At 63.4% G+C, this 18,734-nt stretch carries 19 protein-coding genes; 10 read left to right on the top strand and 9 right to left on the bottom strand.

Annotation, left to right across the window (positions count from 1 at the left end; all coding sequences use genetic code 11):
- Positions 1-50: 50 nt before the first annotated feature.
- The 3 genes from upp to AC097R_RS12750 all read left to right on the top strand — a co-directional run bounded on the left by upp (position 51) and on the right by AC097R_RS12750 (position 3,516).
- Positions 51-704, top strand: coding sequence for a uracil phosphoribosyltransferase (upp, locus tag AC097R_RS12740; protein ID WP_479598525.1), 654 nt, complete (start codon positions 51-53; stop codon positions 702-704).
- Between the two features lie 83 nt (positions 705-787).
- Complete coding sequence (locus tag AC097R_RS12745; RefSeq protein ID WP_479598526.1) at positions 788-2,065, top strand: amidohydrolase family protein; 1,278 nt, start codon at positions 788-790, stop codon at positions 2,063-2,065.
- 77 nt (positions 2,066-2,142) lie between these two features.
- Entirely contained in the window at positions 2,143-3,516 is a 1,374-nt protein-coding gene (locus AC097R_RS12750) for an Ig-like domain-containing protein (RefSeq protein WP_479598527.1), read from the top strand.
- 59 nt (positions 3,517-3,575) lie between these two features.
- Here the strand turns inward: AC097R_RS12750 and AC097R_RS12755 are convergent, their stop codons facing one another.
- A complete protein-coding gene (locus AC097R_RS12755) occupies positions 3,576-5,021 on the bottom strand; it encodes an aminotransferase-like domain-containing protein (RefSeq protein ID WP_479598528.1) in 1,446 nt (481 codons plus the stop codon).
- 88 nt (positions 5,022-5,109) lie between these two features.
- On the opposite strand from AC097R_RS12755, the gene AC097R_RS12760 reads away from it, so the two are divergent.
- The 4 genes from AC097R_RS12760 to AC097R_RS12775 all read left to right on the top strand — a co-directional run bounded on the left by AC097R_RS12760 (position 5,110) and on the right by AC097R_RS12775 (position 8,397).
- The gene (locus AC097R_RS12760) at positions 5,110-6,369 is read left to right on the top strand and encodes a benzoate/H(+) symporter BenE family transporter (RefSeq protein WP_479598529.1); all 1,260 of its coding nucleotides are present in this window, start codon (positions 5,110-5,112) and stop codon (positions 6,367-6,369) included.
- 31 nt (positions 6,370-6,400) lie between these two features.
- Complete coding sequence (locus AC097R_RS12765) at positions 6,401-7,168, top strand: carbon-nitrogen hydrolase family protein (protein ID WP_479598530.1); 768 nt, start codon at positions 6,401-6,403, stop codon at positions 7,166-7,168.
- Between the two features lie 157 nt (positions 7,169-7,325).
- Positions 7,326-7,664, top strand: coding sequence for a hypothetical protein (locus AC097R_RS12770; RefSeq protein ID WP_479598531.1), 339 nt, complete (start codon positions 7,326-7,328; stop codon positions 7,662-7,664).
- A 103-nt stretch (positions 7,665-7,767) separates the two neighbouring features.
- Entirely contained in the window at positions 7,768-8,397 is a 630-nt protein-coding gene (locus tag AC097R_RS12775; protein WP_479598532.1) for a HEAT repeat domain-containing protein, read from the top strand.
- Between the two features lie 22 nt (positions 8,398-8,419).
- Here AC097R_RS12775 and AC097R_RS12780 read toward each other — a convergent pair whose 3' ends face one another.
- On the bottom strand, positions 8,420-9,661 hold the full coding sequence (locus AC097R_RS12780) for an MFS transporter (protein ID WP_479598533.1): 1,242 nt from the start codon (positions 9,659-9,661) through the stop codon (positions 8,420-8,422).
- 73 nt (positions 9,662-9,734) lie between these two features.
- On the opposite strand from AC097R_RS12780, the gene AC097R_RS12785 reads away from it, so the two are divergent.
- Positions 9,735-10,208: an EVE domain-containing protein gene (locus AC097R_RS12785; protein ID WP_479598534.1), complete on the top strand. Its 474-nt coding sequence runs from the start codon at positions 9,735-9,737 to the stop codon at positions 10,206-10,208.
- Between the two features lie 71 nt (positions 10,209-10,279).
- On the opposite strand, the gene AC097R_RS12790 is transcribed toward AC097R_RS12785, so the two are convergent.
- Positions 10,280-11,200, bottom strand: coding sequence for a ketopantoate reductase family protein (locus AC097R_RS12790; RefSeq protein ID WP_479598535.1), 921 nt, complete (start codon positions 11,198-11,200; stop codon positions 10,280-10,282).
- 91 nt (positions 11,201-11,291) lie between these two features.
- On the opposite strand from AC097R_RS12790, the gene AC097R_RS12795 reads away from it, so the two are divergent.
- A complete protein-coding gene (locus AC097R_RS12795) occupies positions 11,292-11,783 on the top strand; it encodes a heme-degrading domain-containing protein (RefSeq protein WP_479598536.1) in 492 nt (163 codons plus the stop codon).
- Here AC097R_RS12795 and AC097R_RS12800 read toward each other — a convergent pair whose 3' ends face one another.
- The 4 genes from AC097R_RS12800 to AC097R_RS12815 all read right to left on the bottom strand — a co-directional run bounded on the left by AC097R_RS12800 (position 11,784) and on the right by AC097R_RS12815 (position 16,593).
- Positions 11,784-12,512 carry a substrate-binding periplasmic protein gene (locus tag AC097R_RS12800; RefSeq protein ID WP_479598537.1) on the bottom strand — a complete coding sequence of 243 codons (729 nt, stop codon included), beginning with the start codon at positions 12,510-12,512 and terminating at the stop codon, positions 11,784-11,786.
- A gap of 157 nt (positions 12,513-12,669) precedes the next feature.
- Positions 12,670-13,425: a substrate-binding periplasmic protein gene (locus tag AC097R_RS12805; protein WP_479598538.1), complete on the bottom strand. Its 756-nt coding sequence runs from the start codon at positions 13,423-13,425 to the stop codon at positions 12,670-12,672.
- 20 nt (positions 13,426-13,445) lie between these two features.
- Positions 13,446-15,680, bottom strand: a complete 2,235-nt coding sequence (locus tag AC097R_RS12810) for a RelA/SpoT family protein (protein ID WP_479598539.1) — start codon at positions 15,678-15,680, stop codon at positions 13,446-13,448.
- A 25-nt stretch (positions 15,681-15,705) separates the two neighbouring features.
- Positions 15,706-16,593: an alpha/beta fold hydrolase gene (locus tag AC097R_RS12815; protein ID WP_479598540.1), complete on the bottom strand. Its 888-nt coding sequence runs from the start codon at positions 16,591-16,593 to the stop codon at positions 15,706-15,708.
- 69 nt (positions 16,594-16,662) lie between these two features.
- Between AC097R_RS12815 and AC097R_RS12820 the strand changes: the two genes are divergently transcribed.
- Positions 16,663-17,433 carry a 3-hydroxybutyrate dehydrogenase gene (locus AC097R_RS12820; protein ID WP_479598541.1) on the top strand — a complete coding sequence of 257 codons (771 nt, stop codon included), beginning with the start codon at positions 16,663-16,665 and terminating at the stop codon, positions 17,431-17,433.
- Positions 17,434-17,594: 161 nt separating this feature from the next.
- On the opposite strand, the gene AC097R_RS12825 is transcribed toward AC097R_RS12820, so the two are convergent.
- Together AC097R_RS12825 and AC097R_RS12830 are read right to left on the bottom strand one after the other, a co-directional pair.
- A complete protein-coding gene (locus tag AC097R_RS12825) occupies positions 17,595-18,068 on the bottom strand; it encodes an MFS transporter (RefSeq protein WP_479598542.1) in 474 nt (157 codons plus the stop codon).
- 15 nt (positions 18,069-18,083) lie between these two features.
- Complete coding sequence (locus AC097R_RS12830; protein WP_479598543.1) at positions 18,084-18,701, bottom strand: MFS transporter; 618 nt, start codon at positions 18,699-18,701, stop codon at positions 18,084-18,086.
- Positions 18,702-18,734: the final 33 nt, after the last annotated feature.

Genomic DNA, 18,734 nt, shown 5'->3' on the forward strand with positions numbered 1-18,734 from the left:
CTTGCTTTGCGACAATCGCACCCTTTTAGAAAACAACAAGGAATAAGAACATGGTCACCCTCGATCCCGCAGCCCGTGCCAATGTCACGCTGATCGACCACCCGCTGGTGCAGCACAAGCTCACGCTGATGCGCAAAAAAGAAGCCAGCACCAGCAGCTTTCGCCGGCTGCTCAACGAGCTGGCCGGCCTGATGATTTACGAAGTCTGCCGCGACATGCCGCTGCAAGACCTGGAAATCGAGACCCCGCTGGAGAAGACGACCGGCAAGGTCATCGATGGCAAAAAGCTGGTGTTTGCCAGTGTTCTGCGCGCCGGCAACGGCATTCTGGACGGCGTGCTGAGTGTGGTGCCGGGCGCCCGCGTCGGCCATGTGGGCCTGTACCGCGACCCCAAGACCCTGCAGGCCGTGGAGTACTACTTCAAGATGCCCAGCAATATGGAAGAGCGCGATGTGGTGGTGGTCGACCCCATGCTGGCCACCGGCAACTCCGCAGCCGCCGCGGTTGCCCGCCTGAAGGCCTGCAATCCCAAGTCCATCAAATTCCTGTGCCTGCTGACCTGCCCCGAAGGCATCAACACCCTGTACAAGGAACACCCCGATGTGCGCGTCTTCACCGCCGCCATCGACCGTGGCTTGAACGACCACGGCTACATCATGCCGGGCCTGGGCGACGCGGGTGACCGCATCTTCGGCACCCAGTAAATTACAAGCAAAATAGACCTCTAGCCCTCGTGGATAGTGCGCAAGCAGCTATGAATTAAATAGCGTTTTCAGGAAGTTGAACCATGTTAGACCTGCTCGTCCACAACGCCACCCTGCCCGACGGCCGCAAGAACATGTCGGTGGCGGTGCAGACCGGGCGCATTGTGGAAGTCACCGAGGGGCTGGTGGCCCCGGCAGCCGAGGTGGTGGACGCCGGCGGCCTGCTGCTCTCTACCCCTTTTGTGGACGCGCACTTCCACATGGACGCCACGTTGAGTCTGGGGCTGCCACGCCTCAACGAAAGCGGCACGCTACTGGAGGGCATTGCGCTGTGGGGTGAACTCAAACCCCACCTGACCTTTGACGCGCTGGTGCAGCGCGCCCTGGCCTATTGCGATTGGGCCGTGGCCAACGGCCTGCTGGCCATCCGCAGCCATGTGGACACCAGCGACCCCAGCATGCTGGCGGTGGAGGCACTGCTGGCGGTCAAGAAGCAAGTGGCGCCCTATATCGACCTGCAACTGGTCGCCTTCCCGCAGGACGGCGTGTTGCGCAGCAAAGGCGGCGTGGACAACCTCAAGAAAGCGCTGAGTCTGGGCGTAGACGTGGTGGGCGGCATCCCCCACTTTGAGCGCACCATGGCGGACGGCGCGGCCAGCGTGAAGCTGCTGTGCGAGCTGGCCGCCGAACAGGGCAAGCTGGTGGACATGCACTGCGACGAGTCGGACGACCCGCTCTCGCGCCACATCGAAACCCTGGCCTTTGAAGCCCACCGCCTGGGCCTGCACGGCCGCGTCACCGGCAGCCACCTTACCTCCATGCACAGCATGGACAATTACTACGTGAGCAAACTGCTGCCGCTGATGGCCGAGGCCCAGATCAGCGTGGTGAGCAACCCGCTGATCAACATCACGCTGCAGGGCCGCCACGACACCTACCCCAAGCGCCGTGGCATGACCCGCGTGCCCGAAATCATGGCCGCCGGCATGACGGTCGCTTTTGGCCAGGACTGCTGCATGGACCCTTGGTACAGCATGGGTAGCGGCGACATGCTCGAAGTGGCCAGCATGGGCCTGCACGTGGCGCAAATGACCAGCCAGGCCGCCATGGCGCAGTGCTTTGACGCAATCACCAAGAACCCCGCGCGCATCCTGCACCTGGAAGGCTACGGGCTGGAAGCCGGCTGCAACGCCGACTTTCTGCTGCTGCAGGCGCAGAACCCGGTAGAGGCCCTGCGCCTCAAGGCCACCCGTCTCAAGGTCTGGCGCCGGGGGGCGCTGGTGGCGCAAACGCCGGCGCGCACCGCGGCGCTGAGCCTCCCAGGCCGTCCTGCCCAAACCTCGTTCTTGCACACCAAATAGGCTCCCGGCCCGCATGGGTACTGCGCGAGCAGCTATTAAAGCTATAGTGGCGGCTTGCCCAAGCTGTCACACTTGCCATGCCCAAGAGCCTCTTTTTTGCCAATTGGCCCGTCAATACGGTGCAAACCACCGTCAACCTGTCCTTGCAGCAAAAGCTCAGCCAGTTGGCCATGGCCGTGGGCGATGCCGAGCAGTTTCTGGCCGCGGCAGCGGCACGCATCCAGGCCAAAGACCCCATCTATGTCTTCACCGTGCCCGAGTACTACTTCGTCAAAGGCATATCGGTGGCCAGCAACAAAGGCGTTTGGGAGCTGTACGACGGAAATGAGAAAGACACCATCTACGAAGGTCTGCGGCAAATCAGCGCAGCCTATCCAAAGCTCATCCTCTGCCCCGGCACTGTGTACTGGAAGACGCCACGCCTGGCGCCCAGCCCGAGCGACAAGGCCCGTGTATTCGACGGCATCAACGTAGCCCCTGTGCTGCACAAGGGAAAGGTGCAGTTCGAATACGAAAAGAAGTACAACGACGGCTCGTGCGGCAGCAATACCAAAGACGTCGTTTTCCGACCAGGCGTAGGCGACCAGACCTTCAAATTGCAGGGTGTGCGCTTCGGCATCGAGGTATGCGGCGACTTTGAAGATTCCAATCTGGCTGCAGCCACCAAAGCTCCGCTGGATGTAGAAATTTATATGTCGGCCACCAACCCCCATGCCTTCACCGACGACCACATCGCCCGTATTCCAGTGCGCGATGGTGGCTACCTCCTGCATTGCGACGCATCGGGAGAAGCCAGCAAGAATGGGGTGTGGCTGGTGCAGCGCGGCAGCGGGTTCCATGGAATGGCCATCCCTATCTACCAAATCGACGCCCAGCTCTTCGATCCCTTTACCTGCAAGCCCATCAACCCCGGTCACACCCTGGGCGTCGGCTATGCGCTGTATGGCGTTACGGGGGAAGCGCTGGCCATGAGCAAGGTCTTCAAGGTGGCCATAGACCCCAACCACCACCAAGTCACCTTGCCAGCGCCTCCTCCGACATCCACCAAGACGCCCAAGCTGGCGCCGCAGATCATGAGTGGCGGCTACGTGCTGCGCATTACCGCAGTAGTGCCGCGCGAAATGACCGACACCGGTTTCAACGCCAAAGTCACCGTGCAGATCACCGGCAACGATGGAGACAAGCAGCTCTTGGGAGGCGCCGGCATTCAACTGCAATGCCCGCAGGGTTTGCTCACCCCCATGCAGGGCACCACGGATGCCAAAGGCCGCTTCACCGCAAAACTGAAAGTCATTGGCGATGGCCCAGCCACCATCACCGCCATTTGGAAAGGCGCCCGCAGCACCGCCACCATCGAACTTCAGCACCTCGGCATGGGCAACGTCAGCAAGATGGGCAAGCTGCAGGGCAACTCCAATGACGAACTGCCCTGCTGGCATGTTCTGCTGTAGTCGAATCTCAATAAACTGCCCCTAGACCCCCGTAGGCATTGCGCCAGCAGCTCCTTATTTCATAGCGCAGCTGCGTGGCGCTTGAGCAGGTTACCCACGGTAGCCAGGGCAAATTCCATCTCGGGGCCAAAGGGTTGGGCCACGTTCAGGCGCAGGCAGTTGCCGTGCTTACCCATGGCGCTGAACAGCACACCGGGCGTAAACGCCACGCCCTGCCCCACGGCTTGGCGCAGTACGGCCAGCGTGTCAACGCCGGGCGCGCATTCCACCCACAGCCACCAGCCACCCGCGCTGGTCACCCGGCAGTCCAACGGAAAGTGCCGTTGCACCGCAGCCAGCACCAGCGGTAAGTTGGCGGCCAGCCGCTCGCGCAGCTTGCGCAAATGCGGCGCGAACGCACCCGACTGCATGTACTGCGCCAGCACCGCCTGCTCAAACAGCGGCGTGACCAGCGACTGGCTGAGCTTGAGCGACGCAATGCGCGCATGGTGGCGCCCGCCCACGACCCAACCCACGCGAAATGCTGGCGCCAGGCTCTTGCTGAACGAGCCGCAGTAAATCACGCTGCCGTGCCTGTCCCAGGCCTTCACGGGCTGCGGACGCTGCGCCTGATTGCACAGGTCGCCAAAGGCGTCGTCCTCAATCAGCGTCACCCCAAAACGCTCCACCAGCTTTAGCAGGCGGCGTTTGTGGCTCTCGGGCATGGCGCAGCCCAGTGGGTTCTGAAAATTCGGCATGGCCACCACTGCGCGTATGCCGCTGTGGTGCTCCAGCGCGTACTCCAGCGCCTCCAGGCTCATGCCCTGCTCTGGCACGCAGGGCACCTCCAGCGCTTTCAGGCCCAGGTTATCCAGCATCTGCAGCAGGCTAAAGTACGCGGGTGACTCCACCACCACGGCATCGCCCGGCTGCGCCACGGCGCGCAGTGCCACGGCCAGCGCCTCGGTGCTGCCATTGGTAATCAGCAGGCCTTCGGGCTCCACATCCAGGCCCAGGCCAGCCAGCCAAGGAATCAGCGCCGCCTTGAATTCGGGCAGGCCAGTACCCGTGGGGTAGGCGCCCAGCGCGCGCGGGTTACTGCGCAGCACCCGCTGCCCCATGCGGGCCAACGCCTCCACCGGGTACCAGTCGGCCGCGGCGCTGGCCAGGTGCAAGCCCATGCGCAGCGGCTGTGCGGTCAACGAATACAGCTCGCTCATTCGCTGCTGCAGCGAGGCGAAATGCTCAAACGCAACGGCCGGCGCGGCAGCCGGAACCGCAACCTTGGCGCTGGGACGCGCCGCGCGCTGGGCCCGCCAGTCGGCCACAAAGATGCCGGACTTGGACCGTGCCTGCACCCAGCCCTGGGCCTCCAGGTGGCGGTAGCAGCGCACCATGGTGGAGGCACTGACGCCAAACGCCGCAGCCCCCTCGCGCACTGAGGGCAAGCGTTCGCCCACGGGGCGCCGCCCAGCCTGCATGTCCTGAACCAGCTGGTCTGCCAACGCCCGGTAACTGTATTGCATTACAAACCCATAAATTTCCAATCTGTATAGCATACAGATATGTGGTTCTGTGTGCCTCGCCAGCGGCCTCTCGCCCTACAGTGGGGCCATGAACCCTGCACCCATCCCCTCCCCAGTTTCGGCCCAGGTGGTCGCCCCTTCAGCCCAGTGGGCCCGCGCCAAAGACATGTTCCCCGCCGTGCTGGCGGGGCTCATCGCGGTGCTGATCTCGTATGCCGGCCCGCTGCTGGTAGTGCTGCAGGCAGCGCAAACGGCCCATCTGGGGCAGGCGCAGCTGGCTTCCTGGGTATGGGCCATCTCCTGGGGCGCCGGGGCCTGCAGCGTTTGGATGAGCTGGCGCTACCGCGTGCCCGTCATCTGCGCGTGGAACACGCCGGGCGCGGCGCTGTTGGTGACAGCGCTGGTCACCGTGCCGTTCAACCAGGCCGTGGGCGCCTACCTGTTTGCCGCAGCGGCCATGTTGTTGGTAGGGGCCACGGGCCTGTTCGAGCGGCTTATGGCCGTCATCCCCAAGAGCCTGTGCGCGGCCATGCTGGCGGGCATTCTGCTGCGCTTTGGGCTGGACGTGTTTGGCGCCGCCCGTAGCGAGGTGCACGGCACACCTTGGCTGGTGGGCGCCATGTTTGTCGGCTACTTGCTGGTCAAACGCGTCTCGGCCCGCTATGCCGTGGTGCTCACGTTGCTGCTGGGTGTGGCCCTGTGGCGCACGCTGGGCTGGGGCGATGCCACGCCCGACGCGGCGATCGGCACCGGCTGGGCTTGGCAATTGACGAACCCGGTGTGGACCACGCCCGCGTTTTCACTCAGCAGCATCGTCAGCCTGGGCGTGCCACTGGCCGTGCTGTGCCTGACTGGCCAGCAGGTGCCCGGCATTGCCGTGCTGCGCGCCGCCAACTACCAGGCGCCTACCAGCAAGCTGGTCACCGGCACCGGCTTGGCCAGCCTGCTGATGGCCCCGTTTGGTGCCCACGGCGTCAACCTGGCCGCCATTACCGCTGCCATCTGCACCGGGCCCGAGGCCCACCAGCGCCCCGAGCGGCGCTGGGTGGCGGGCGTGGCCTGCGGCGCGTTTTACCTGCTGATTGGCAGCTTTGCGGGCTCGCTCACCGGCCTGTTTGCGCACCTGCCCCACGCCCTGGTCACCACCGTGGCGGGCCTGGCGCTGCTGGGCGCCATCCAGGGCGGTCTGGTCAACGCACTGAGCCAACCGCAAGAGGCCGAGGCCGCGCTGGTGACCTTTCTGGTCACCGCGTCCAACGTCACCCTGCTGGGCCTGGGCTCGGCCTGCTGGGGCATTGTGTTGGGGCTGATAACCTATGTAGCGCTGCGCCCGCGGCCTCAACCCTGACATTTGCATACCAAATAGGCCTCTAGCCCCCATGAACATTGCGCAAGCAGCTACTAAAGATATAGCAATCACCATCGCCGCGGCGCAAAGCACGTCCGTGCCGCTGGACGTGGCGGCCAATGTGCACGAGCACCTGCGCTTTGTGGAGGCAGCTGCCGACCACGGCGTGCAGTGGCTGGTGTTCCCTGAGTTGTCCCTCACCGGCTATGAACTGGCCAGCATGCCAAGCCTGGTGCTGCACGCAGACCACGCGCTCTTGGCGCCCCTGCGCGAAGCGGCCAGCCGCACAGGCATGGCCATCACCGTGGGGGCACCAGTGGATTCTGGCGGTGCCCAGCCCTCCATCGGCGCCATCACGCTGCGGCCCGATGGGCAGCACAGCGTGTACCGCAAGTTCCATCTGCATGACGGCGAGAAACAGTTCGCAGCGCCAGGGTTGGAGGCTGTGCATCTGCAAAGCGTGGGCACGGCCAGCATCGCCAGCGCCATCTGCGCGGACACTAATTTTCCGTCACACGCGACTGGCGCGGCGCAGGCCGGTGCGAATGTCTATGCCGCGGGAATACTGACTTCCGACAACGGCTACGCGGCCGAGGCGCCACTCTGGGCCAGCTACGCGCGCGACCACCGCATGGTGGTGGTGATTGCCAACCACGGCGGGCCGTCAGGTGGCTATGTGTCGGCGGGCCGCAGTGGGATTTGGGATGCTAAGGGAAATCTGATCGCCAGGGCACCGGGTGTTGGCGCGTATTTGGCTATAGCTGGCGGTGCAGCCGGGGCAATCGCGGTTAGCCTTTGAGAGTGAAGCCCGTTTTGGTGAACGCGTCACTGTGCTGGCCCTCTGTTTAGGGGGATTCACCCGATCGGGGATGGTCAAGGGCCAATCGGTTCGGCAAAATTGATCGAACCATACCTTAGCTATTTCACCAAATTTTCATACCTGCTCTGACAACACCATGATGGGACACGGCTATCCACACTCTTCAAATGTGCCTGGTGACTTCTATGTTGAAGATGGTTGCTGCACCTCCTGCAACATGCCGTTTACTGTAGCCCCCGATCTATTTGCTTCTCATCCAGATGGGCATTGCTACGTGAGCAAACAACCGTCGAGTGCAGCTGAGGTCTACCGAATGATCCAAGCTTTTGAAGTTCAGGATGTTGGTTGTATTCGCTACAAGGGAAAGAATCGCGTGATGAAGATCCGGCTGATTGGTGCCGGTGAAGGCGAGCAGTGCGACCAGTTGGAATCCGATCTGAAGGCGCTGAATGATGAGATTAAGGCGGATCGGTGAGGGTTGAAATGACAAGCAATGGCGTAACGCCTAACCCTGTCATAGCTCGGATTCGGCTAGCGTGGGCAGCTCACGTCACATATCAGGCATCTGAGAAATTGCAATGCAAACCAATCTTCAATCGCTGATAGATCGAATGACAGCAAAGGAAGCCGTAACCAGTTCAGAGCAATCCGTTTCCTGGCAAGCGCACCGGGAAGCTGAACGACTCACCGACGAATCCCTAGTAGATGAGCTGGAACGTTTCCTTGCAAAGAGCAAATCAAAGGATGCCAGGCGCGCGACGTACTTCGTACTTGGCGCCATCGGAGTAAACACAGGTGCTGCCCGTTGCGCGGCGACACTGGTTCGCCACTTGAGCCTTGAAACAGACAAAAATGTTTTGCACGGCCTACTCGACGCTCTGGCCAAACTCCACAAGCCGGAAGCGCTGGAACTGGAGCCCATATTTCGCCTGCTCCAAGAGCAAAGGTGGCTGGTTCGGCACGCAGCAATATCAGCCTTGAAAAACTCCGCCTCCAGCGCAGCCGAGGATCAGGTTCTTGCTCACTTGGCCAGAACCGCTGATCCCTACGACAAGATCTATTGCCACGCGACGCTGAACCAGATGGGTACGCCGCGCGCCATCCCACAGCTTCGCCTTAGCCTGACTTCACGCACACGTGACGTAAAGATGTCTGCGGAAGAGGCCATACGGGCCATCGACGAGCGCCGCGCGCGTAACGCCGCCTGACCCGGCCACAAAAGAACCTCCCTCAGCCGTCGCTAAGCGCAGCCGCGGGCCGCAAAAAAGTACCCCACTTTTCAGTCAGCACCAGCCCAATCCCACCCACTAACACCAGTACCGCGCCCAGCAGCGCGGCGTCTGAATAGCCCAAGTGCGCCGTGGTGGCGCTAAAGATCAGTGACGAAGTGCCCACCGCTATCACCGAGGTGATGTAGCTCAGCGAGGTGCTGAGCCCGGGGCGGTCTTCAAAAATGCCCTGCAGGTAGCTGATGGTCACGCTCAAGATCACCGAGGCGCCGACCGCATTCAGTGGGATGGACCAGTAGACCGCCTCCAGGCTGTGCGCATGGCTCAGCAGGCCCAAATAGCCAGCGTAGAAGACCGCACCAATTGCCAGCGCCGTGGATTTGGAGATCCACCGCAGCAGGCGCCCCCAGACCAGCATCAGCGGTATCTCGGCCGCGGCCACCAGGCCCGCATAAACGCCTACATCGCGCTCCGCACCGCCCGCTGTTCCGGTGATCACCAGCGCGTACAGAATGCCCTGCAGGCGGTGCGCACTCATGATGAGCCCGATCAGCATCAGGCGCCACGCCAAACCCCAGGAAAGGACCTCGCGCAATTTGGACTTGGTCTTGGATGGTTCAGCGGCGCCCGCCCTCACCTCTGCCGGTTTGGTGTTCTTGCCCAGACCATAGAACGCAAACAGACCGGCATTGACCAGGCACGCCCCGGCAGAGATCAGGTACACCACGTAGATCGAAGTCCCCAGCGACAGCAGAAAGCCCATGACCGTGGGAACGACCACCCAAGAAATAGCGAACAGCGCGCGGATAGTGGATGTGACCGAGTCGCGCTCGTAGAGCGGGAGCTGGTTGGTCTCCGTCCGTGCCGCCGCAAAGAAAAGGCTGTACAGCGAGCCAGCAATCGGGATGGGCAACAGGTGCGCGAAGAAGAAGGTGGTCACCCCGGGGTGGAAAAACACCAACCCAAACCCGAGCACGCCCATCAGGGCCGCGGGCGGTATCAGGGCATACCGGTTGGCAAATCGGTCCGACGCCAGCCCGATGCTCACGCCAATCAGCATGCCCGATACCGAGGTGGCGAATACGAGCATTGCGTACAGATCGCTGGACATTTTCAGCAGCTCCACCCCCACCAGCGACTGGTAGGGCATGGTGGCCGAAAACGTGACGCCGGAGAGGAACAGGCCCAGCGTGCAAATCCGCAAGCGCGCGTTGCCGAAAATCAGTGCAAATGAATGAAACAATGGTGGCTCCCTTGGCCGCCGATTGTGACGGCAGGGGTGTTCACTGAATATCCCCCACATAGGTGAATTGCATATGCCCCACTACTGGCTCATGAAAGCCGAACCCGCCGAAGCGTCCGTCGACGATGTACTGGCCATGCCCAACGCCACCGTGCCCTGGACCGGCGTGCGCAACTACCAGGCACGCAACTTCATGCGCGATGGCATGCAGGTGGGCGATGGCGTGCTGTTCTACCACTCCAGCTGCGCGGAGCCGGGCATCGTCGGCATTGCGCGCGTGGCGTCGGGCGCCTACACAGACCCCACGCAGTTCGACCCCCAGTCGCCCTACTTTGACGCCGCCAGCAAGCCCGAGGCACCACGCTGGATCCTGGTAGATGTGCAGGTGCTGCACAAGACGCGCAACCTGACGCTGCCCGAGCTGCGCCAAGACCCCGATCTGCAGGAACTGACGGTGCTGAAAAAAGGCAACCGCCTGTCCATCACGCCGGTGGAGCCCCAGCACTGGCGCACCATTTTGCAGCGGCTGGACAGCCCGGATTTATAAGAAACAGGGCTCTAGCCCCCGTAGCCATTGCGCAAAAAGCTATTAAATCAATAGCAACCAGAACGACGGACTCAGCCCTGCTTGCTCTCCAGCAACTTCACCAGTGACCACAGCACGCGGTTGGCCGGCGTGGCAATGCTGAGCGCCTGGCCACGGCGCACCACCAGGCCGTTGAGGTAGTCGATCTCGCTCTTCTTGCCGCGCGCCAGGTCTTGGGCGGTGGATGAAAACTGCCCGGGCATGGTGTCAAAAATCATGCGTACCGCAGCGTCCACGTTGCCCGCCACCTGCACGCCCTCCGCTTCGGCCACCGCCAAACTTTCGTTCACCACGTCGCGCATCACGTCCTGCACGCCCTCACCCACCGCGGTTTTGCCATAGGGCAGCTGGGTGATGGCCGACACGGCGTTGTAGGCACTGTTGAGGATGAGCTTGAGCCACAACGCACCGCGGACGTTGTCTGACACCTCGGCGGCAATGCCGGCGGCGGCCAACGCCGGGGCCACATGGGCCGCAGAGGGTTCGATCACCAAGTCACCCCGCCCATGGTGCTTCACGTGGCCGGGGCCCGCCATCTCGGTCGCCACGTAGACCACCGCGGCCGCCACGGTGTGGTGCGGCAGCACGGCCTGCAGGCGATCGGCATTGTCCACGCCGTTTTGCAGGCACAGCACGGTGGCACTGGGTGCCAGGTGCGGCAGGATGTGTGCGCCCGCGGTTTCGGTGTCGGTGGACTTGACGCAAAACAGCACCAAGTCCGCGCCCTGCACGGCGCTGGCTTCCGTGCTGGCCGACAGGCGCACTTGTTCGTCAAAGGTTTTGGTCTCCATGCGCAGGCCGTGGGCTTGGATGGCTTGCACGTGGGCGGGGCGGGCAATCAGTGTCACGGCATGGCCGGCGCGAGCCAACATGCCACCGAAGTAACAACCGACAGCGCCAGCGCCCATGACGGCAACGCGAAGAGGGGCAATGGGAGGGGAAGACGCAGGCATAGTACAGCTCGCAGGTGGATGGAGAGCTGCCATTCTAGGCAGCCCTGCCTTCCCCTACACTTGTACGCACCACTCTCTACCCCACTGCACCATGACACTCGCCACCGACCTGGAACGCCTGGCCCTGCAAGAGCAACGCCTGCAATTCGACGCCTTTGACCAAGCCACCGCCTGGACGCTGGGCACCAACATCAAGGCGCTGTGCGAAGCGGCGGGGGTGGCGCTGGCCATCGAGATTCGCCTGGCCAAGGAAACGGTTTTTTACTACGCCATGCCGGGCACCGGCCCCACCAATGCCGACTGGGCGCGCCGCAAGCGCAACGCCGTGGAACTGCTGCACAACAGCTCCTACGCCATAGGGCTGAAGCTGGAGCAGGAAAACAGTTCGCTGGAAGCCAAGCAGGGCCTGCCCCTGCGCGACTTCACCGCCCACGGCGGCAGCTTTCCCATCCGCGTGCGCGGTGTAGGTGTGGTGGGGGTGGTTACGGTGTCGGGTATTCCGCAGCGTGAGGACCACGCCATGGTGGTGAAAGCGCTGGCCGCCCTGTGCAGCGTCCCGCTGGCTGAGGTGGCACTGGACTAACTAGAGTGCACCGCGGGTGAGCTTGGCGTAGTCGGCCTCCAGCTTGGCGCGGTCCACGGTTTTCAGGGCCGCATCAAAAGCGTTGCGCAGTTCCAGGCCTGCAGGCGTGCGCTTGAAGCACACGTGCAAGGACAGTTCCGCAATCGGCTTGGCACCAAACGCAATCTTCTCGGCACCGCCAGTGTGTGACAGGGTGTAGTCCAGCACATTCTTGTCAATGACGATGCCCTTGATCTTGCCGCCGCTGAGCTTGTTGACGTTGATGGCGTCGCTGGCCGCCACTTCCACGCGCTGGTGCTTGTCCTTCACCAACTGGTCAAACGCCTCGCCGTTGGAGTAACCATCCACCACGCCCAGGCGGTAGTCGGCCAGGTCGTTCAGCGCAGTCCAGCTGATGGGAGCGCTGCGCAACGATGCAATGCCCAGCACACTCATGCCCATGGGTTGTGACAGGTAGCAGGCCTGCTCGCGTTCCTTGCTGTAGTACTCGGGAAAGTACCCGTCAAAGTTGGGATCCTTCTCCCCCTTCTCCAGCGTGACCGACCACTCAAAGGATGCGGTCATCAGCCGGTAGCCCGCGGCCTTGGCCACCACCGAGGCTACGCGGGTGGATACCCCCGACTGGGGTAGCAAGGTGCCGGTGTAGGGCGGCCACTCCAGGGTGGACAGACGGATGAGCTTGGTGGTCTGCGCGAACGCGCCCGACGCCAACAGCAAAGACAACCCCAAAGACCAACCCAGGCACCGCATATGCATCCCCCGATCAGGCCGACAAACAGTTGCCGTAGCCTTAGGTGAACCTTAGCGGTGGGCGTTAGATGCAGCTTGGCGCTGCACGACCGGGACTGCCTCAATTCCGACGCGCAAGCGCCCTTCAGTGGATGTCCTATTTTGGTGCGTTGTCGCCCAAATACTTTTGGTAAATGGCTTTGAAGTGTCCGCTCTTCTTGAGGGCAGCCAACCCGGCATTGAAGTCGTCGCGGATCTTCGCATCGCGAAACACCGGGCGGTAGTCCATGGGGTTGAGCTTCACAAAGCTGTGCTCGGTGATAGGTCCCAGCAACATGCCCTCGGTGCGCTCTACTTGGGCGCTGAAGTACTTGAAGATGTTGCGGTCACTGAGCACCAGGTCGTAGCGCTTCTTGTGCAGGGTCAGCACCTGCAAGGCCTGGTCATTTTGCTCAAAGTAGTGCCCCGCTGCCTTCACGGGGTTCAGCCATTCCGGGTAGCGCTTGGCCGCGCCCACAAAGGCAATGACGGTGAGTCCATGCAGGTCTTCGGGCTGGCGAATCACCAGCTTGCGCTCAGCCAGGCTGATGAAGACGTTGTCGTAGAACACGCCGGGGTCTCCGTAGAAAGCACCGTTGGGCTGCAAATCCGTGCCGAGGTCTGACATGGCGGCGTCTACTTCGTGCAACTTGAAAGCCACTGGCACCCGCATGAACGGAAAGTACTTGGGCTTGAGCACGTGGCCTCGGTAGGCCAGGGCTTCACGCATCACGTCCACCTCGATGCCGGAGTTGGTTTCAGGAAAACAAAACGGGGGGATGCGCTCGCCAAACGCCATGCTCACGTCGTCGGCCCAGGCGGCGCCTGCCAGGCTGCCCCAGAGCACCAGGGTTGCCAGCGTGAAAGTACGCATGGAGTGCCTCCCTTTCGGTTTTAGCGGCGCCGCGCCGAGCGCACACCGCTGAGTTCGCTCACGATCTTCAGCACCTTGGACAGGCGGCCGGACTCGGTCACCTCCACGGTAAACGTCATCCACGCCGTGCCCTTGACCGATTGGGTCTGCACGCCGATGACGTTCATCTTTTCCTTGGCAAACACCTCGGAGATATCGCGCAGCAGGCCCTGGCGGTCATGCGCTTCCACCGCCACGTCTACGGGGTACACATTGCCGTCTTTGCCCTGGGGCACGCCCCACTCCACCTCGATCAGGCGGTCACCGCTGCGGTTCACCATGTTGCGCAGGTTGGAGCAATCGGAGCGGTGCACGCTCACGCCCTTGCCGCGCGTGACAAAGCCACTGATCAGGTCGGGGGGCGCAGGCTTGCAGCAACGCGCCAGCTGCGTCATCAGCGAATCGATGCCCACCACCAGCACGCCGCCTTTGCCACCAACCGCGCGCGGCTTTTTGAGCGGCATGTAGTCGTCTTGCGTGGCGGCTGGCTCGGGTGGGCGCAGCAGCATCTCGATGTTGCGCAGCGAAAACTCGTCTTTACCTACCACCTCAAACAGCGCGTCGGCATTGTTGAAGCCCAGCTGGCTGGCCAGGTCGTCGAGCTTGATGGCGGTCTTGCCTTCGCGCTGCAGCAGTTTTTCCACCGCCTCGCGGCCCTTGGCCATCGTCTCGCCCATGGCCAGCACGTTGAACCAGGCGCGCACCTTGGCACGGGCGCGGTGGCTGACCAGGTAGCCCAGCTCGGGGTTGAGCCAGTCGCGCGAGGGGCCGCCTTCTTTGACCGCCGTAACCTCCACGGTCTGGCCATTCTTAAGCGGAGTGTTCAGCGGCACCATGGCACCGTCCACCTTGGCACCGCGGCAGCGGTGGCCCAGGTTGGTGTGCACGCTGTAGGCAAAGTCCACCGCGGTGGCGCCTTGGGGCAGTTCCACAATGGCTGCGTCGGGCGTCAGCACATAGATGCGGTCCTCGAACATGCCCGCACCGTCGCCCCCCGCATGGGCGCCCGACAAATCGCGCTCCCAGGCCAACAGCTGGCGCAGCACGGCGATCTTGGCGTCGTATTCGCCCGCCGCCGTCACGCTGCCGCCATAGCCCTTGGCACCGGCCTCTTTGTAGGCCCAGTGCGCGGCCACGCCGTGTTCGGCATGATCGTGCATGGCCTGGGTGCGAATCTGCACTTCGATCGGCTGGGCCCCCGCGTCCCGCACCACGGTGTGCAGCGACTGGTAACCATTGGGCTTGGGCCGGGCAATGTAGTCGTCAAACTCTTCGGTCACCGGCACAAACTGGCTGTGCACCCAGCTTAAAGCGGCATAGCAATCGGGCACCGTGGGCACCACGATGCGCAGCGCACGGATGTCATACACCTGGTCAAACCCCAGCGACTTGCCACGCATCTTTTTGACGATGCTGTAAATGTGTTTGGGCCGGCCCTGTACCGTGGCTTGGATGCCCTGCGCGCTCAGCTCGTCGGCCAGCTGCTGGCGCAGGCGCTCCACCGAGGCTTCGCGCTCGGCGCGCTTTTCGTCCAGCAGCTTGGCGACCTGCTTGTACGTGTCGGGTTCCAGAAAGCGGAACGACAGGTCTTCAATCTCCCACTTCACTTCCCAGATGCCCAGGCGGTTGGCCAGCGGGGCAAACACCTGCAGTGCCTCAGACGCCAAGCCCGGCGGCACCGGCAGCTTGGTGGCCGCAAAGTGGCGCAGTGTCTGCAGGCGTGAGGCCAGGCGCAGCATCACCACGCGCAGGTCTTTCGAGAACGCCAGCAGCATCTTGCGCACGCTCTCGGTTTGCGCGGCGGCAGTCTGCGCCATGGGGGCCGCGTTGCCGCTTTGGCTGGCCGAGTTTTGCGTCACACGCGCCATGCGCTGCAGACGCACCAGCTTGGTGGTCTCCAGGGCCAGGTCGGCAAAGTTGTCGCCAAAGGCCTTGGCGATGACCTCATGCGGTTTGTTCAGATGGTCGCAGGCATAGACCAGGTAGCTGGCGGCCTGCATGGCCTCGGACCCGCCAATGGTGCGCAGGATGGCCGCCACGGCATCGGCGTGCAGCAGCACGTTTTCGCCCGTGTCCAGGGTCTGGGTGACTAACAGGGGCTCGGCAAAGGCACGCGCACGTGCCAGGGCGCCAGCCTGTTCGGGCAGGCTGTCCGCGGTGGCCGCGATGACCTGCGGGGTGGCCGAGGCACTGTGCTCGGCGTACAAACTTTTCATGCAACGCTCACATCATCCGGGGACGTTACCCCAGCAAAAAAGAAGCCACCGCGTCGACCTGGTCGGGCGCGATCAGGGTGGGGGCATGGCCCACACCGGCAAATTCAACCAGCCGCGCCTTGGGGCCGCGCTGGGTCATGGCCTGCGCGGTCGCAGGTGACAACAAATCGGAGTTGGCACCACGCAGCAACAGCGTGTGCGCCGCAATGCTGTCGTACAACTGCCAGAGCTGGGCCTCGCCCTGCGCGGCGATCTCTTGCGTCACTGCGCCAAAGGGCACGGCAATGGCCGGGTCGTAATGCAGGGCTACGCGGCCGTCGGGCGTGGCCTTGACCATGTGGCGCGACAGCTCCAGCCACTGGGCCGGCGTGTGCGGGCCAAAGCTTTGCGAGATCGCCCACATGGCGTCGGCGGCCTGCTGCAGGGTGTCAAAGGTTTGGGCCTTGCCCAGGTAGGTGCCAATGCGGGCCAGCGCCTCCCACTGGATGCTGGGGCCCACGTCGTTGAGCACCAGACGGCGCACCGTGGCGCCCACAGCCTGCGCATGGGCGCAGACCGCCATGCCAATCAGGCCGCCCATGCTGGTGCCCAGCCAGTCCAGCGTGGCGGGTTTCAGGTGGGCCAGCAGGGCCAGCATGTCGGCGGCGTAGCTGGGCAGCTGGTAACCCTGGGGGTCTTTGAGCCAGTCGCTCTGGCCGCGGCCCACCACATCGGGGCAGACCACGCGCAGCGGCTGCGGGCTGCGTGCCAGCAGGGCCTGGGCCAGCACATCAAAGTCGCGCCCCTGGCGCGACAGGCCGTGCGCACAGACGATGGTGTGGGCCGCATCAGGCGCGCCCCACTGCCAGTACGCCATGCGGTGCCCGCCGTTGGCGTCAGCGCAGGGTACGTAGTTCAGCGTAGGGTCAGCCATGGTGCAATCACTCGTTTGATAATGACCACATCCTAATGGAAACCCCCTACTCTTTTGGAAGGACGCAGCATGTTGAAAGGTAAAACCGCCATCGTTACCGGATCCACCAGCGGCATCGGTTTGGGCATTGCCAAGGCGCTGGCCGCCCAGGGTGCCAACATCGTGCTGAATGGCTTTGGCGATGTGGACGGGCCCAAGGCCGAAATTGCGGCGCTGGGCGCCCAAGTGGGGTACCACGGCGCCGACATGAGCAAGCCCGCCGAGATCGAGGCCATGGTGCAGTACGCCACCGCCACCTTTGGCGGTGTGGACATTCTGGTGAACAACGCCGGCATCCAGCACGTGGCGCGGGTCGAGAACTTCCCGGTGGAGAAGTGGGATGCCATCATCGCCATCAACATGAGCAGCGCCTTCCACGCCACACGCCTGGCCCTGCCCGGCATGCAGGCCAAAAACTGGGGCCGCATCATCAACGTGGCATCTGTCCATGGCCTGGTGGGCTCGGCGGAAAAGTCGGCCTACGTGGCAGCCAAGCACGGCGTGGTGGGCCTGACCAAGGTGACCGCACTGGAAAACGCCACCAGCGGCGTGACCTGCAACGCCATTTGCCCCGGCTGGGTGCTCACGCCCCTGGTGCAAAAGCAGGTGGACGCCAAAGCGGCGGCCCAAGGCATCAGCAATGCCGACGCCACCAAGCAGCTGCTGGGCGAAAAAGAGCCCTCGCTACAGTTCACCACGCCTGAAGAGCTGGGCGCGCTGGCCGTGTTCTTCTGCTCGCCCGCGGGCGACAACGTGCGCGGCGTGGCCTGGAACATGGACGGCGGCTGGGCTGCCCAATAAGAGCGCTTGAGAGTATTTTAGGCCTCTAGCCCCCATGGATACTGCGCGAGCAGCTCCTATTTTTGTAGCGCCTACGCGACGGGGCTGAGGCTGATATGGGGCCGCTGCCGGGTGGCCCACGAGCTCATGGCCATGGAGGCCAGCAGCCCTGCTAGCGCGAATCAGTGCAGCGAGCCCATGCCGTCATGGGCAATCAGCCAGCCACCACTGCCCGCGCCCAACGCCTGGCCTGCATACATGGCCGAGCTATTGAGTGCGATAGAACCCGAAGCCAGCGCCGGCGCAATGCCCACCAGCCGCGCCTGCTGCGCCGAGTTGGACGAGAAGCAGCCCAGCGCCCAGGGAATCAACACCAGCGCCACCAGCACCAGGTTGGTCCCCAGCGGCCATAGCACCAGACTCAGCGCCATGGCGCCTACGCCCCACATCACGGCGCCGGGGGCACCCATGCGGTCAATGTGGCGCGACATGAGAATGTTGCCCAACAGGCCAAACGCCCCAAACCAGGCGAACAACAGGCTCAGCTGCAGCGGTGTGATCGCCAGCATCACCTTGAAGTACGGCGCGAAGTAGGAAAACAGCACGAACTGCCCCGCCGAGTACAGCAGCGTGACCGCCACCGACAGCATCAGCACCGGGGAACGCAGGGCCTAGCCCCAAGCCGCACGCGACAGGGCCGGTGGCTTGATGCCATCGGGCATGGCGCGCCACACCCAGACCGCGCTCACCACGCTCAGCAGCGCCACGGCCATAAACGCACTGCGCCAGCCCAGCGTACCGCCAATGAAGGCGCCAATGGGCATGCCGAGTACAGATGCGACCGACCAGCCCAGAAACACAAAGGTGATGGCGCGCCCACGCTGCTCGGGCGCCACCAACAGCCCCACGCAGGCCGCGGCCTGGGGTGTGAAGATGGCGGGGGAGATCACGGTGAGCACGCGCACCACCAACAACGATCCAAAGCTGGGCATCAGCGCACTCAAGCCCAGAAACACGGCGTACCAGAGCAGCGACAGCGCCAGCAGGCGGCGCCGGTCCCAGCCCGCCACCACACTGGCTAGCAACGGGGCGCCCAGGCACATCACCGCGGCAGCCGCGGCAATCAGTTGCCCTGCGGTGGCCACCGAAATGTTGAGGGAGGTGCTGATGTCATTGAGCGTACCCGGCACCACCATCACACCCGTGCCAATGACAAAGTTGCCAAACAGCAGGGGCCACAGGACTTTGGGCAGCGGCGCGGAGGCCGCTGGAGGCGATGTAGAAGTCATGGGCCTATTGTCCCCGTGCAGCGCGGGGCGCGC

This window comes from Rhodoferax sp. ZS1R25 (assembly GCF_056521335.1).

Excerpts from the sequence above, each read along its gene's own strand:
- upp (WP_479598525.1), top strand. The coding sequence starts at position 51 with ATGGTCACCCTCGATCCCGCAGCCCGTGCCAATGTCACGCTGATCGAC.
- AC097R_RS12745 (WP_479598526.1), top strand. The coding sequence starts at position 788 with ATGTTAGACCTGCTCGTCCACAACGCCACCCTGCCCGACGGCCGCAAG.
- AC097R_RS12750 (WP_479598527.1), top strand. The coding sequence starts at position 2,143 with ATGCCCAAGAGCCTCTTTTTTGCCAATTGGCCCGTCAATACGGTGCAA.
- AC097R_RS12755 (WP_479598528.1), bottom strand. The coding sequence starts at position 5,021 with ATGCAATACAGTTACCGGGCGTTGGCAGACCAGCTGGTTCAGGACATG.
- AC097R_RS12760 (WP_479598529.1), top strand. The coding sequence starts at position 5,110 with ATGAACCCTGCACCCATCCCCTCCCCAGTTTCGGCCCAGGTGGTCGCC.
- AC097R_RS12765 (WP_479598530.1), top strand. The coding sequence starts at position 6,401 with ATGAACATTGCGCAAGCAGCTACTAAAGATATAGCAATCACCATCGCC.
- AC097R_RS12770 (WP_479598531.1), top strand. The coding sequence starts at position 7,326 with ATGATGGGACACGGCTATCCACACTCTTCAAATGTGCCTGGTGACTTC.
- AC097R_RS12775 (WP_479598532.1), top strand. The coding sequence starts at position 7,768 with ATGCAAACCAATCTTCAATCGCTGATAGATCGAATGACAGCAAAGGAA.
- AC097R_RS12785 (WP_479598534.1), top strand. The coding sequence starts at position 9,735 with ATGCCCCACTACTGGCTCATGAAAGCCGAACCCGCCGAAGCGTCCGTC.
- AC097R_RS12790 (WP_479598535.1), bottom strand. The coding sequence starts at position 11,200 with ATGCCTGCGTCTTCCCCTCCCATTGCCCCTCTTCGCGTTGCCGTCATG.
- AC097R_RS12795 (WP_479598536.1), top strand. The coding sequence starts at position 11,292 with ATGACACTCGCCACCGACCTGGAACGCCTGGCCCTGCAAGAGCAACGC.
- AC097R_RS12805 (WP_479598538.1), bottom strand. The coding sequence starts at position 13,425 with ATGCGTACTTTCACGCTGGCAACCCTGGTGCTCTGGGGCAGCCTGGCA.
- AC097R_RS12810 (WP_479598539.1), bottom strand. The coding sequence starts at position 15,680 with ATGAAAAGTTTGTACGCCGAGCACAGTGCCTCGGCCACCCCGCAGGTC.
- AC097R_RS12815 (WP_479598540.1), bottom strand. The coding sequence starts at position 16,593 with ATGGCTGACCCTACGCTGAACTACGTACCCTGCGCTGACGCCAACGGC.
- AC097R_RS12820 (WP_479598541.1), top strand. The coding sequence starts at position 16,663 with ATGTTGAAAGGTAAAACCGCCATCGTTACCGGATCCACCAGCGGCATC.
- AC097R_RS12830 (WP_479598543.1), bottom strand. The coding sequence starts at position 18,701 with ATGACTTCTACATCGCCTCCAGCGGCCTCCGCGCCGCTGCCCAAAGTC.